Source organism: Microbacterium sp. C448, assembly GCF_000582705.2.
GTDB lineage: Bacteria > Actinomycetota > Actinomycetes > Actinomycetales > Microbacteriaceae > Microbacterium > Microbacterium lacus_A.
The window spans coordinates 18778-30818 of the sequence record NZ_HG779615.1; the positions used below are offsets into that span (position 1 = coordinate 18778).

Annotated in this window: 15 protein-coding genes; 2 read left to right on the plus strand and 13 right to left on the minus strand. The window is 66.3% G+C overall.

The features are described from left to right. Positions 1-42 precede the first annotated feature (42 nt). The 8 genes from yajC to pdxS all read right to left on the minus strand — a co-directional run bounded on the left by yajC (position 43) and on the right by pdxS (position 5792). Positions 43-516 (minus strand): preprotein translocase subunit YajC, encoded by a 474-nt coding sequence (yajC, locus tag MIC448_RS03380; RefSeq protein WP_243419892.1) that lies wholly within the window; start codon positions 514-516, stop codon positions 43-45. 48 nt (positions 517-564) lie between these two features. Then, positions 565-1608: a Holliday junction branch migration DNA helicase RuvB gene (ruvB, locus tag MIC448_RS03385; RefSeq protein ID WP_199484403.1), complete on the minus strand. Its 1044-nt coding sequence runs from the start codon at positions 1606-1608 to the stop codon at positions 565-567. Beyond that, complete coding sequence (gene ruvA, locus MIC448_RS03390) at positions 1601-2221, minus strand: Holliday junction branch migration protein RuvA (protein ID WP_036296083.1); 621 nt, start codon at positions 2219-2221, stop codon at positions 1601-1603. Before ruvA ends, ruvB begins: the two co-directional genes overlap by 8 nt. A gap of 78 nt (positions 2222-2299) precedes the next feature. Then, entirely contained in the window at positions 2300-2875 is a 576-nt protein-coding gene (ruvC, locus tag MIC448_RS03395; protein ID WP_036296085.1) for a crossover junction endodeoxyribonuclease RuvC, read from the minus strand. Positions 2876-2922: 47 nt separating this feature from the next. Then, positions 2923-3681, minus strand: a complete 759-nt coding sequence (locus tag MIC448_RS03400) for a YebC/PmpR family DNA-binding transcriptional regulator (protein ID WP_036296088.1) — start codon at positions 3679-3681, stop codon at positions 2923-2925. Positions 3682-3736: 55 nt separating this feature from the next. Beyond that, the gene (locus MIC448_RS03405) at positions 3737-4261 is read right to left on the minus strand and encodes a DUF1697 domain-containing protein (RefSeq protein ID WP_036296091.1); all 525 of its coding nucleotides are present in this window, start codon (positions 4259-4261) and stop codon (positions 3737-3739) included. Positions 4262-4294: 33 nt separating this feature from the next. After that, entirely contained in the window at positions 4295-4891 is a 597-nt protein-coding gene (pdxT, locus tag MIC448_RS03410) for a pyridoxal 5'-phosphate synthase glutaminase subunit PdxT (RefSeq protein WP_036296094.1), read from the minus strand. 10 nt (positions 4892-4901) lie between these two features. Beyond that, positions 4902-5792: a pyridoxal 5'-phosphate synthase lyase subunit PdxS gene (pdxS, locus tag MIC448_RS03415; RefSeq protein ID WP_036296097.1), complete on the minus strand. Its 891-nt coding sequence runs from the start codon at positions 5790-5792 to the stop codon at positions 4902-4904. A 104-nt stretch (positions 5793-5896) separates the two neighbouring features. Here pdxS and MIC448_RS03420 point away from each other — a divergent pair, with 104 nt between their 5' ends. Both MIC448_RS03420 and pdxY read left to right on the plus strand, forming a co-directional pair. Then, complete coding sequence (locus tag MIC448_RS03420) at positions 5897-7234, plus strand: aminotransferase class I/II-fold pyridoxal phosphate-dependent enzyme (RefSeq protein WP_036296099.1); 1338 nt, start codon at positions 5897-5899, stop codon at positions 7232-7234. 7 nt (positions 7235-7241) lie between these two features. Further along, a complete protein-coding gene (pdxY, locus tag MIC448_RS03425) occupies positions 7242-8093 on the plus strand; it encodes a pyridoxal kinase PdxY (protein WP_036296102.1) in 852 nt (283 codons plus the stop codon). An 8-nt stretch (positions 8094-8101) separates the two neighbouring features. Here the strand turns inward: pdxY and MIC448_RS03430 are convergent, their stop codons facing one another. The 5 genes from MIC448_RS03430 to thrS all read right to left on the minus strand — a co-directional run bounded on the left by MIC448_RS03430 (position 8102) and on the right by thrS (position 11892). Continuing rightward, a complete protein-coding gene (locus MIC448_RS03430) occupies positions 8102-8506 on the minus strand; it encodes a type II toxin-antitoxin system VapC family toxin (protein WP_036296105.1) in 405 nt (134 codons plus the stop codon). Then, the gene (locus MIC448_RS03435; RefSeq protein WP_036296108.1) at positions 8503-8730 is read right to left on the minus strand and encodes a hypothetical protein; all 228 of its coding nucleotides are present in this window, start codon (positions 8728-8730) and stop codon (positions 8503-8505) included. Before MIC448_RS03435 ends, MIC448_RS03430 begins: the two co-directional genes overlap by 4 nt. Positions 8731-8737: 7 nt before the next feature. Then, a complete protein-coding gene (locus MIC448_RS03440; protein ID WP_036296111.1) occupies positions 8738-9202 on the minus strand; it encodes a hypothetical protein in 465 nt (154 codons plus the stop codon). Positions 9203-9289: 87 nt separating this feature from the next. Further along, complete coding sequence (locus MIC448_RS03445) at positions 9290-9850, minus strand: HIT domain-containing protein (protein WP_036296114.1); 561 nt, start codon at positions 9848-9850, stop codon at positions 9290-9292. Next, positions 9847-11892: a threonine--tRNA ligase gene (gene thrS / locus MIC448_RS03450; RefSeq protein WP_370651800.1), complete on the minus strand. Its 2046-nt coding sequence runs from the start codon at positions 11890-11892 to the stop codon at positions 9847-9849. The genes MIC448_RS03445 and thrS overlap by 4 nt, the downstream gene beginning before the upstream one ends. Positions 11893-12041 lie beyond the last annotated feature (149 nt).

The window sequence follows — 12041 nt, forward strand, 5'->3', positions numbered from 1 at the left end:
GCTCAGCTTTCTCGAAGAAAAAAGGGGGCCACGCGGGGCAGGTCAGGCCTCGGGGTTGTTCTTACGCTCCGCCGCGCGCTGGTCGGACTCGGCCTGGGCACGCAGCTCGGCCTTGTGGTCGTCGCTCAGCGACGAGATCTCGCCGTCTGCAACGCCCGCGATGTACTCGGCCTCGGAAGCTTCGGCTTCGATGAACTCGTCTTCGGAGACAACGCCCTCGGCCGGGTCGACGACGCGCAGGATCGCCTGGCTGTGCACCTTGATCTCGACGCCGGGGGCGATCTCGATCAGAGCAGGCTGGTCGAGGTTCTCGGGGTCGAACTCGACGATCGTGCCGTACAGGCCGCCCTGCAGCAGGACCTCGGCGCCGGGGATCGTCTGACGCGCCTTCTCAGCCTGCTCGACCTTGGCCCGCTGCATCCGTCGACGCGAATTCCAGAACATGAAGCCGAGCAAGCCGACCAGGACGACGATGAGCAGGATGTCCATGAAGAAAGGTGCCTTTCGGGGGCGCACGGCGCGATTGAGGGCATACGGCAAGAGAGGCGCGTAAGCCTTCAGCGATTATAGGTCATCGAGTCTGAGCGCGCCCTGCGCCTGCGGTGCACCGAGATGGGCATACGCTGCGGGCGTTGCGACACGGCCTCGGGGTGTCCGGCCCAAGAATCCGATGCGCACGAGATAGGGCTCGACGACACTTTCGACGGTCTCGGATTCTTCGCCCACCGCGATCGCGAGAGTGCTGAGACCGACCGGACCCCCGGCGAAACGGAATACGAGTGCATCGAGTACGGCACGGTCGAGGCGGTCGAGACCGATCGAGTCGACGTCGTACAGCTCAAGGGCGGACCGCACGGCTGCCAGCTCCCCGGCCTCGGAGTGCACCAGCATGAAGTCGCGCACCCGCCGCAAGAGGCGGTTTGCGATTCGGGGCGTCCCGCGCGAGCGCAGCGCGATCTCGGCGCGGGCCTCGGGGCTCAGGTCGACACCGAGCATGCTCGATGATCGCCCGATGACGCGCTCGAGGTCCGAGGCCTCATAGAACTCGAGATGTCCGGTGAAGCCGAACCGGTCCCGCAGGGGGTTCGGCAGCAATCCCGACCGCGTCGTGGCACCCACCAGCGTGAAAGGCGCGAGATCGAGCGGGATGCTCGTGGCTCCGGCACCCTTTCCGACCATGATGTCGATGCGGAAATCCTCCATCGCGAGGTAGAGCATCTCTTCTGCCGACCGAGCCATCCGGTGGATCTCATCGATGAAGAGGACCTCACCGGGCGTAAGGCTCGACAGGAGGGCGGCCAGGTCGCCGGCGTGCTGGATCGCGGGACCGCTCGAGAGCCGAAGGGGCCGCTGGCTCTCGTGCGCGACGATCATGGCCAGGGTGGTCTTGCCGAGGCCCGGCGGACCCGAGAGCAGGATGTGGTCGGCCGGGCGCTGCTGAATGCGCGCGGCGTCGAGCAGAAGTTGGAGCTGACCACGCACCTTCGGCTGACCGACGAAATCCGCGAGCGACCCGGGTCGCAGGGCGCCCTCGATGGCCAATTCGGATTCTTCGGCCACCGGATCGACCTCGCGAAACGCGCCGTCGCCCGACGGAGAGTCAGCCACGGGCGCTCCCCTGTCGTGCCGGCCCGAGGGCGGCGAGCGTCACGCGCAGAAGTGCTGACACGCTCGCACGGTCAGCTTCCGTTGCCTCTTCGGCGGCCGTGGTGACGGCCTCGGTGGCGACACGCTCCTGCCAGCCGAGCCCGACGAGTGCCTGTGCAACCTGGGTCAAGACGTCCGAACTGGGTGCCGAGAATGCGGGCAAACGCGACGCGACGGGCGCGATCTTGCCCGACAACTGCAGGACGATGAGCTTGGCAGTCTTGGGGCCGATGCCCGAGACCTTCCGGAAGGGGGCGTCGTCTTCCGCATGCACGGCTTCGGCAATGCGCTCGGCGGTCAGCTGTGACAGGACGCCGAGAGCGGATTTCGGGCCGACACCGGTGACCTGCAGGAGCAGCGAGAACAGCTCGAGCTCTTCCCGCGACTCGAATCCGAAGAGCGACAGCGAATCCTCGCGGACGATCAGGCTCGTGTGCAGCGCGAGGGTCTGGCCCGCGTGAGCCGTGCGCGCGACATCGACGGGAACCGCGACGCTCAGGCCCACACCGCCGACCTCGATCACAACGGAGTCAACAGCGGCATGCAGCACGACGCCGCGCAGTGACGAGATCATGTGGAGATCTTAGTTCGGATCATCGTAGGTATGTTCGAGCGACACGCAGCACCCGAGACAGGTGCTGTCGACCGACGGCTAACGGGATGGGCGGACGAGGCGTTCTGCGTCGGCCCATGCACGCTGGGCGGGTGTCAACGGCGTCGTACCCGGCCCAGCAACCGCGCCGCCGGAACGCCACGCATGACAGAGAGCCAGGGCCAAGGCATCCGCCGCGTCCGCCGGCTGCGGAAGGGCATCCAGCCGCAGCACCCGCGCGACCATCGTCTGGACCTGACGCTTGTCGGCCGAGCCGTACCCCGTGATCGCGGCCTTGACCTCGCTCGGCGTATGGGTCTCGGCGGGCAGACCATGCTCGGCGGCCAACAGCAGGGCAACTCCACTCGCCTGCGCCGTACCCATCACCGTCCGCACGTTGTGCTGGGCGAAAACGCGTTCGACGGCCACGACATCGGGGCTGTGCTCGACGAGCACCGCCCGGATCCCCGCGGCGATGACGGCGAGGCGCTCCGGCAACGGCATATCCGGCGACGATCGGATGACGCCGACGTGGACGAGTCGACCCGATCGGTCCGGTGCGACATCCACGACGCCCACGCCGCAGCGTGTCAGCCCGGGGTCGATGCCGAGCACGCGGAGGGATCGGGTGCGCACTCCCCCCACGCTAGGCGTGCGGGCCGACGCTGGCGCCGAGGCGCGCCCTACTCGTCGTTCTCGAGCTCGGCCTGCACCTCGGCGGTCAGATCGAAATTCGAGTAGACGTTCTGCACGTCGTCGCTGTCTTCCAGCGCATCGATCAGGCGGAACACCTTGCGTGCGGTGTCCGCGTCGACCTCGACCTTGAGGCTCGGCACGAACTCGACATCGGCCGATTCGTAGTCGATCCCGGCGTCCTGCAACGCGGAGCGGACCTTCACGAGGTCGGTGGCCTCGGTGATGACACCGAAACCATCGCCGTGCGGCTCGATCTCTTCCGCGCCGGCGTCGAGAACGGCGAGCATCACGTCGTCCTCGCTCGCGCTCTCGGACGAGACGACGATGACGCCCTTGCGGTGGAAGTTGTACGCGACGCTGCCCGGGTCGGCCATGGTGCCGCCGTTGCGCGTCATGGCTGTGCGCACTTCGGCCGCCGCACGGTTCTTGTTGTCGGTCAGACACTCGATCAGCAGCGCGACGCCGTTCGGGGCGTAGCCCTCGTACATGATCGTCGTGTACTCGATCGACTCGCCGGTGAGACCCGCGCCACGCTTGATGGCGCGGTCGATGTTGTCGTTCGGGACAGAAGTCTTCTTCGCCTTCTGGACCGCGTCGACCAGTGTCGGGTTGCCCGACATGTCGGCGCCGCCCATCTTGGCGGCGACTTCGATGTTCTTGATGAGTTTGGCGAACGACTTGGCACGGCGCGAATCGATGATCGCCTTCTTGTGCTTGGTCGTGGCCCACTTGGAATGGCCGGACATTCATCCAGTTTACGACGGCGACCGATCTCGCACCGAACGCCGCGGCGGTCGAGGGTTAGGCGACGATCTTCTGCAGCGTTCGCAGATTGCGGTTCGTCGTCCTGGCCTTGTAGGTGGTCCGGGCGATCACCTTCGCGAACGGAGTGTCCGTGGAGCTGCCCTTGGCTGGGCACCAATAGACGACTCCGGGGCCGGGCGCGACAGGATCGGCGTGGGATTTCAGGGACGCCGCGGCATCCGTCAGCTCGTCGCGTGTCGCGTCATCGACGCAGAAGATCACCCAGGGCTGTCGTGTGCCGTCGTCCGCGTCGAACGGAAAGGATGCGATGGCCGCTTCGATATCCGAGCGTCCAACCAGGACGATCCAGGCGTCGTAGCCGAATCGTTCCCCGAGCGCGGCCTCGATCGCCGGCTTCAGATCTTCGTGCGATCGCGCCGACCGGAACGCCGCGTTGCCGCTGGCGAGAAAGGTGCGCACGTCCTCGAGGCCCATCCGCGTCAGAAGCTCTCGCAGATCGACGCTGCGGATCGAGATCCCACCGACGTTCACCCCGCGTAGCAACGCCACCCATTCGGTCACGTCGTCACCCTAACCTCGGTCCCCGACATCCGCTCAGGCCGTGGCGCGCACGCTTTCGAGGAAAAGCTGGTGAAAGCGGTGTTCACCCGTCACCTCGGGGTGAAAAGCGGTGCCGATCAGCGCGCCCTGGCGGACCGCGACGACGCGCCCGTCGTCGAGCGTCGCCAGCGATTCGACATCCGGACCGCACTGTTCGACAAGCGGTGCGCGGATGAAGACGGCGTGCACGGGCGGGTCGCCCAGCGCCGGCACATCGAGGTCCGTCTCGAACGACTCCGTCTGCCCACCGAACGCGTTCCGGCGCACCGTCACGTCGAGACCCCCGAACGTCTCTTGCCCGACGATGCCGTCCGTGATGCGGTCGGCGAGCAGGATCAGACCGGCACACGTCCCATACATCGGCATCCCGGCGGCTATCGCGTCACGGATCGGATGCTGCATCCCGAACGCCCGCGAAAGCTTGTCGATCGCGCTCGACTCGCCGCCGGGCAGCACGAGTCCGTCGACGGAAGAGAGCTCGACCGGCCGGCGCACGAGCTGCACCTCGGCTCCGAGGTCAGTCAGCACCCGCGCATGCTCGCGTACGTCACCCTGGATCGCCAGCACGCCGACGCGAAGACGACCGCCCATAAACGAGGTTCTACCAGCCGCGCTCGGCGAGCCGGTGCGGGGCCGGCAGGTCGGACACGTTGATCCCGACCATGGCTTCACCCAGCCCGCGCGAGACATCCGCGATGACCTGTGCGTCGTCGTAGAACGTCGTCGCCTTCACGATCGCGGCCGCTCGCTCCGCCGGGTTGCCGGACTTGAAGATGCCGGACCCGACGAATACGCCGTCCGCACCGAGCTGCATCATCATCGCCGCGTCGGCGGGTGTTGCGACCCCACCGGCGACAAACAGCACGACGGGCAGCTTGCCGGTCTCGGCTACCTCGGCGACGAGGTCGTATGGCGCCTGCAGCTCCTTGGCCGCGACGTACAGTTCGTCCTTCGTCATGGCACGCAGGCGGTTGATCTCACCCGAGATCGTGCGGATGTGCTTCGTGGCCTCCGAGACATCGCCGGTGCCTGCCTCGCCCTTCGAGCGGATCATCGCGGCACCCTCGGTGATGCGACGGAGCGCCTCGCCGAGGTTCGTCGCACCGCAGACGAAGGGAACCGTGTAACCCCACTTGTCGATGTGGTTCACATAGTCGGCCGGGGACAGCACCTCGGACTCGTCGATGTAGTCGACGCCCAGCTGCTGCAGAACCTGCGCCTCGACGAAGTGCCCGATGCGGGCTTTCGCCATGACCGGAATCGAGACCGCGGCGATGATGCTGTCGATCATGTCCGGGTCGCTCATGCGCGACACGCCACCCTGAGCCCGGATGTCGGCCGGCACGCGCTCGAGTGCCATCACGGCGACCGCTCCCGCATCCTCGGCGATCTTCGCCTGCTCGACGTTGACGACGTCCATGATGACGCCACCCTTGAGCATCTCGGCCAGGCCGCGCTTGACGCGTGACGAACCGGTGGTGGGAGAGGTCACAGGGGGGATCCTTTCGCTGTGCAATCGGACGGATCGGGTACCGCCCGCTTTGGCATAGGCCAAAAGATAGCATGAGCTTGATACGGTCAAGGCTCGAACAGAGGATGCAGGTGACACAACGGATCAGTGGCGGCTCGGCAACCGAGATCGCCGACAGTGTTCGCGCCCTGCTCGAGCGCTCGGACCTCGCACCGGGCGACCTGCTCCCGCCCGTGCGGACGCTCGCCGATGAGCTCGGCGTCAATCGCAACACGGTCATGGCCGCCTATCGCCAGCTCGCCGGCGCGGGTCTGATCATCACGCGGGGTCGCGCGGGCACACGTGTCGTCGAACGATCCCCCGTCGCGCAGGAGGGGTTCGCCGAGCGCGGCTCGCTACGTGATGTCGGCACGGGCAATCCCGATCCGCGCTTCATCCCCGATCCGTCCGCGGCACTGTCCGCGATGGCCGGGCGTCCGGTCCTCTACGGCGAGCCCGTGATCGATCCAGGCCTTGCGGCATGGGGCGGCGCCTGGATGCGTGGCGACCTCGGTGATCGTCCGCACCGGTTGACCGTCACGAGTGGTGCGGTGGACGCGGTCGAGCGCATCTTGGCGCAGGCGCTGACCCGCGATGACGCCGTGGCGCTCGAGGACCCGTGCTTCCTGGCAAGCATCCATACGGTGCGGCTCGGCGGCTACCGCGCCGTGCCCGTGCCGATGGATGACCAGGGGATGACGGTCGAGGGCCTTCGCGCTGCGCTCGAGCAGGGCGTGCGCGCCGTGGTCTGCACACCCCGCGCGCAGAACCCGACCGGCGCGAGCCTCAGCGCCGAGCGCGCGGAACAGCTGCGCGCGGTGCTCGCCGAGCATCCGTACGTCCTGATCATCGAGGATGATCATTTCTCCCTGCTCTCGAACCAGCCCTTCCACTCGCTGGTCGGGCCAGAGCATCGGCGCTTTGCGCTCGTCCGCTCGGTGTCGAAGTTCCTCGGGCCCGACATGTGTCTCGCGATCGTCGCGTCAGACCCGCACACCGCCGATCGTCTCGCGCTGCGGTTGAGTCCCGGCACCACATGGGTCAGTCATCTGCTGCAGCGTCTGGTCCTGTCACTCGTGACGGATGAGAAGGCACGCGAGACCATCACCGCGGCAGCGTCGCACTATGCCGAGCGGAACGCCGCGTTCGCGCACCGGCTGAGGGCCGTCGGCCTCTCCTGCGCAGACACGGACGGCCTTAACCTCTGGGTGCCGTTACCGATGCCGGCAGCACGCGTCGCGGCGGGAATGCAGGAGCGCGGATGGCTCGTCCGCACCGGCGACGAGTTCGTGCTGGGCGATCCGGCGGCCGCACGGCACCTGCGTCTCACCGTGCACGACCTGCCCGATGAGGACGCTCAACGACTGGCAGCCGACCTCGGCGCGGCCGTACGCGAGCTCTCCGACAACGATGAAATGGGATGATCGTCCGATGAAGGTGCTCTCCATCCAGTCCGCCGTCGCCTACGGTCACGTCGGCAACTCCGCCGCAGTGTTCCCCCTGCAACGCATCGGAGTGGAGGTTTTGCCCGTCTACACGGTGAACTTCTCCAACCACACCGGCTACGGCGCATGGCGCGGGCCGCTGATCAGCCCCGACGACGTGCGCGACGTGATCCTCGGCATCGAAGAACGCGGAGTCTTCCCGCAGATCGACGCCGTGCTGTCGGGCTACCAGGGCGGCGAGGGCATCGGCGACGTGATCCTCGACGCCGTGGCGCGCGTGAAGGCCGCGAATCCCGACGCGATGTACGCGTGCGACCCGGTGATGGGAAACGCGAAGTCCGGATGCTTCGTCGCCCCGGCGATTCCCGTGTTGCTGCGTGAGCGCGTCGTTCCTGCTGCCGACCTCATCACGCCGAACCAGTTCGAGCTGGGATTCTTGACCGGTACGGAACCGGACACGCTGGAATCAACCCTCGATGCGGCGGACCTTGCTCGCGCGATGGGACCGCGCACGGTCCTCGTGACGAGCGTCGAGCGCCCCGATCGCGAGCCCGGCACGATCGAGATGCTCGTCGTGAACGACTTCGGTGCCTGGATCGTCCAGACCCCGCTGCTCCCGATGAAGGCAAACGGCTCGGGCGATGTGACGGCCGCGCTGTTCACGGCGCACTACCTCCGCACCGACGACGCGGCTGACGCGCTCGCACGCACGGTGTCAAGCGTCTTCGACCTGCTGCAGCGCACCCACGAGTCGGGCGAGCGCGAGCTGCAGCTCGTCGAGTCGCAGGAGTTCTACGCAAACCCGCGGCTGCAGTTCGAGGTCACCCGCGTCCGCTGACGTCGATTTCACCGCCGCGAGGTGAGCGCCTCGATTTCACACCGGGGCCCGGGAGCGAGCGCGAGTCGTTGATCCGCGGTGAGCAACGAACAACCGAGCACCTCGGCGAGGGCGACGTAGACGGCATCGTACGGGGTGACATTGCGTCTCAGGTCGATCACTCGGCTCATGAGCTGGCGCATCGGCATCCGTTCGATCCCAACAGCGGCGAGATCTTCGATCGCCAGAGCGAGGCGTTCCTCGTCGAGATCGCCCGCAAGCCACCTTCGACGAAAAACCGATGCCACTTCCACATCGATGAGTTCCGGCGCGACAAGTCGGTTTTCGGAGAGGAGGCGGGCGCGTGCTCGTTCCCCGTCATCCGAATCGTCGGCGAGAGCATTGGCCAACACACTCGCATCGACGACGATCAATCTGCGCGTCCAGCCGTGAGATCGTCTACCGCCTGCTGCAGGCCGACCTTGCCGGTCGTTCGCGCAGATATCCGAGTGAAAACCGATTCCAGAGTTGGTGTTTCCGCGAGTCGCACCAGCTCTCCCGTCAGGAACTGCTGCAGAGACTGGCCCCGTTCAGAGGCGCGAAGGGTCAACTCGCGATGAACGGACTCGGGCAGATCTCGGATCAACACGTTGGCCATGCTTGCATTATGCATGCATGGCGCTCGAACCGGGAGTCGTGGTTGCTACCTCAACCGTGACAGTCGGGTACTGCTCGGAACCAACGTAGGTGGCGAATGTCTTCATCGGCCCGGTAGCTGACCAGTACTCGTTGCCGATGAAATAGCAGCCCATGTGGTGCAGCCCGCGTTCAGCCGCTTTGGCGCGAAGCATCCGATCAAACGGATAGGCGTCGAGCGAATAGTCGAGCGATGTGTTCACCGACTCAAGCACAACGGCAAGGTAGCGCACCATGTCCGAGTCGACAGTGTTCAACACCTCGTCGACCCACTCTTCGGGGTGGGCCCACCGATCACCGAAGACGTCGGCCACCCCGTAGAACCACCAATGGTGGTCGCCGAACACGACAAACTGACGATCACCGCTTCCGAGATCATCCGGCCAGCGCAGCCGAGCGAGCGAAAGAAAGTCCCAACCTGAGTCGATGATCATTCGCACACGCTACGGAGCAATGCTCGCCCTGGGAGCTGCGTGGCTCCAGGAAAGGAAATGTGACCGCGCGGTCGTCCTGTGGAGGAGTCAAATACTCCAGGCATCCGCGATCGCCCGGCGTACGTCGCCGAGCAACTGCGGAAGCGCCTTCGTGCGCGCGATGATCGGGAAGAAGTTCGCATCCGTCGCCCACCGCGGAACGATGTGCTGGTGCAGGTGCCCCTCGACGCCGGCTCCCGCGACGCGGCCCTGATTCATGCCGATGTTGAAGCCGTCGCACTTCGACACCTCTCGCAGCACCCGCATACCGGTCTGCGTGAGCGCGGCGATCTCGTCGACCTCTTCACGAGTCGCCTCGTCGTAGAGACCGACGTGACGGTACGGGCACACCAGGAGGTGACCGGAGTTGTACGGGAACAGGTTCAGCAGAACGTAGGCGGTCTTGCCGCGAGCGACGATGAGCCCGTCTTCGTCGCTCATCTGGGGTGCGGCGTCAAACGGGCAATCGAGGCGCAGGGGCTCAGGGCCCGCTTGGATGTATGCCATCCGGTGCGGGGTCCAGAGCCGCTGGAACTCATCGGGCACGCCCGCGAGCTCGGATGCCGCAATCAGCTCCGGCTCGCCTGCGCCCGAGAAGGGATCCGTCACGCGAGGTCCTCGGCCGTAGACACCTGCACGTGCGAAGCGATGGCCGCGACGATCCGCTCGATCGCCTCATCCACCGGCACACCGTTCGTCTGGGTGCCGTCACGGAAGCGGAACGAGACGGTGCCGCCCGCGCGATCCGCTTCGCCGACGATCAACTGCACCGGGACCTTTGCGGTCGTGTGCGTGCGGATCTTCTTCTGCATCCGGTCGTCCGAATTGTCGACCTCGGCGCGCACGTCCCTCTCGCGCAGTCGGGCGATCACGTCTTCGAGATACGGCGCATAATCCTCGGCGACAGGGATGCCGACGACCTGCACCGGCGACAGCCAGAGCGGGAAGGCGCCGGCGTAGTGCTCGAGCAGGATCGCGAAGAAACGCTCGATCGATCCGAACAGTGCCCGGTGAATCATGATCGGACGGTGCTTTTCGCCATCGGGCCCGGTGTACTCCAGGTCGAAGCGGTCGGGCAGGTTGGGATCGACCTGGACGGTCGAAAGCTGCCAGGTGCGGCCGATCGCATCCTTCGTCTTGAGGTCGATCTTGGGGCCGTAGAACGCCGCCTCACCGGGAACCTCGGTCAGCTTGAGCCCACTTGCGAGGGCGACGTTTCGCAGCGCGTTCGTCGAGTAGTCCCAGAACTCCTCGGTGCCGATCCACTTCGAGCTCTCGTCATCGCGCATCGACAGCTCGAGTTCGAAGTCATCGAGACCGAAGTCCCGCAGCATCGAGATGACGAAATCGAGCACGCGGGTCACTTCGGACTCGAGCTGCTCGGGAGTCACGAAAAGGTGCGAGTCGTCTTGGGTGAAGCCCCGTACGCGGGTCAGCCCGTGCAGCGCGCCCGAGAGCTCATTGCGGTAGACCGTTCCGTTCTCGGCCAGGCGCATGGGCAGGTCGCGGTAGCTCCGCGCACGCTCCTTGTAGATCAGGATGTGCATCGGGCAATTCATGGGCTTGAGGTAGTAGTCGGTGCCCTGCTTGGTCACCTGACCCTCGTCGTCACGCTCCTCGTCCATGCGGATCGGCGGGAACATGCCCTCGCGGTACGTCACGAGGTGGTTGGACTGCAAAAACAGGTCCTGCTTGGAGATGTGCGGGGTGTACACGTAGGTGTACCCGCCCGCGATGTGTCGGCGCCGGGCGTGCTGTTCCATCTCGCCCCGGATGATGCCGCCCTTCGGGTGCCACACCGACAGGCCCGAGCCGATCTCGTCGGGGAACGAGAACAGGTCGAGCTCTTTGCCGAGCTTGCGGTGGTCGCGCTTCGCGGCCTCGGCCAGGCGCTCCTGATAGGAGCGAAGCTCGTCCTTGGTCGGCCACGCGGTGCCGTAGATGCGCTGCAGCTGCGGGTTCTTCTCGCTCCCCCGCCAGTACGCCGCAGCGATGCGGGTGAGCTCCCAGCCGTTCCCGACCATGCGGGTGCCCGGCACGTGGGGGCCGCGGCAGAGGTCCTTCCAGACGGTCACGCCATCGCGGTCGACGTTGTCGTAGATCGTCAGCTCGCCGGCACCGACCTCGACGCTCGCGCCGTCAGCGGCGAGCCCCCCGGTCGCTGAGCTTGTCGAAGCGCTCTTCAGGTCGATCAGTTCGAGCTTGAACGGTTCCGATGCGAGTTCCGCCCGAGCCTCGTCATCCGTCACCACGCGACGCACGAAGCGCTGACTCTCACGAACGATGCGCTGCATCTCTTTCGTGATGGCCTTGATCTTCTCGGGGGTGAACGGCTCGGCTACGCCGAAGTCGTAGTAGAAGCCGTCCTCGATCGGCGGACCGATGCCGAGGTTCGCCTGCGGGTCGATGCGCTGCACCGCCTGAGCGAGCACGTGAGCCGTCGAGTGACGCAGGATCGACAGACCGTCGGGGCTGTCGATCCTGACGGGCTCGACGGCGTCCGTCTCCGATACCTGCGTCGCGAGGTCCTTCAGCTCACCGTTGACGCGAAGCGCCACGACCGATCGGTCGGGGAACAGCGCGAAGCCGTCGGCGGGATAGGACACGTCGGTAGAAGGGGCGTCGTCGATCGAGGGGACGGCGTCGGTCACGGGAACTCTCCAGGTGGCTCGGATTCCAGGCTACTCAGCTTCGGACGCCGCGCGTCCCGCCCGCTCAGGCGTTCCGCGTTCGCCCGTCGCGGTGCGCGCGGACGCGGGCAGCGGCGTGGAATTCCATCCCGCGATTCTACCGGCCCGAA

Bases quoted from the DNA above. Each gene is read 5' to 3' on its own strand.
- ruvA (WP_036296083.1), bottom strand. From the start codon at position 2,221: ATGATCTCGTCACTGCGCGGCGTCGTGCTGCATGCCGCTGTTGACTCC.
- MIC448_RS03400 (WP_036296088.1), bottom strand. From the start codon at position 3,681: ATGTCCGGCCATTCCAAGTGGGCCACGACCAAGCACAAGAAGGCGATC.
- pdxT (WP_036296094.1), bottom strand. From the start codon at position 4,891: ATGGGCGGTCGTCTTCGCGTCGGCGTGCTGGCGATCCAGGGTGACGTA.
- MIC448_RS03420 (WP_036296099.1), top strand. From the start codon at position 5,897: ATGCAGGTGACACAACGGATCAGTGGCGGCTCGGCAACCGAGATCGCC.
- pdxY (WP_036296102.1), top strand. From the start codon at position 7,242: ATGAAGGTGCTCTCCATCCAGTCCGCCGTCGCCTACGGTCACGTCGGC.
- MIC448_RS03435 (WP_036296108.1), bottom strand. From the start codon at position 8,730: ATGGCCAACGTGTTGATCCGAGATCTGCCCGAGTCCGTTCATCGCGAG.
- MIC448_RS03440 (WP_036296111.1), bottom strand. From the start codon at position 9,202: ATGATCATCGACTCAGGTTGGGACTTTCTTTCGCTCGCTCGGCTGCGC.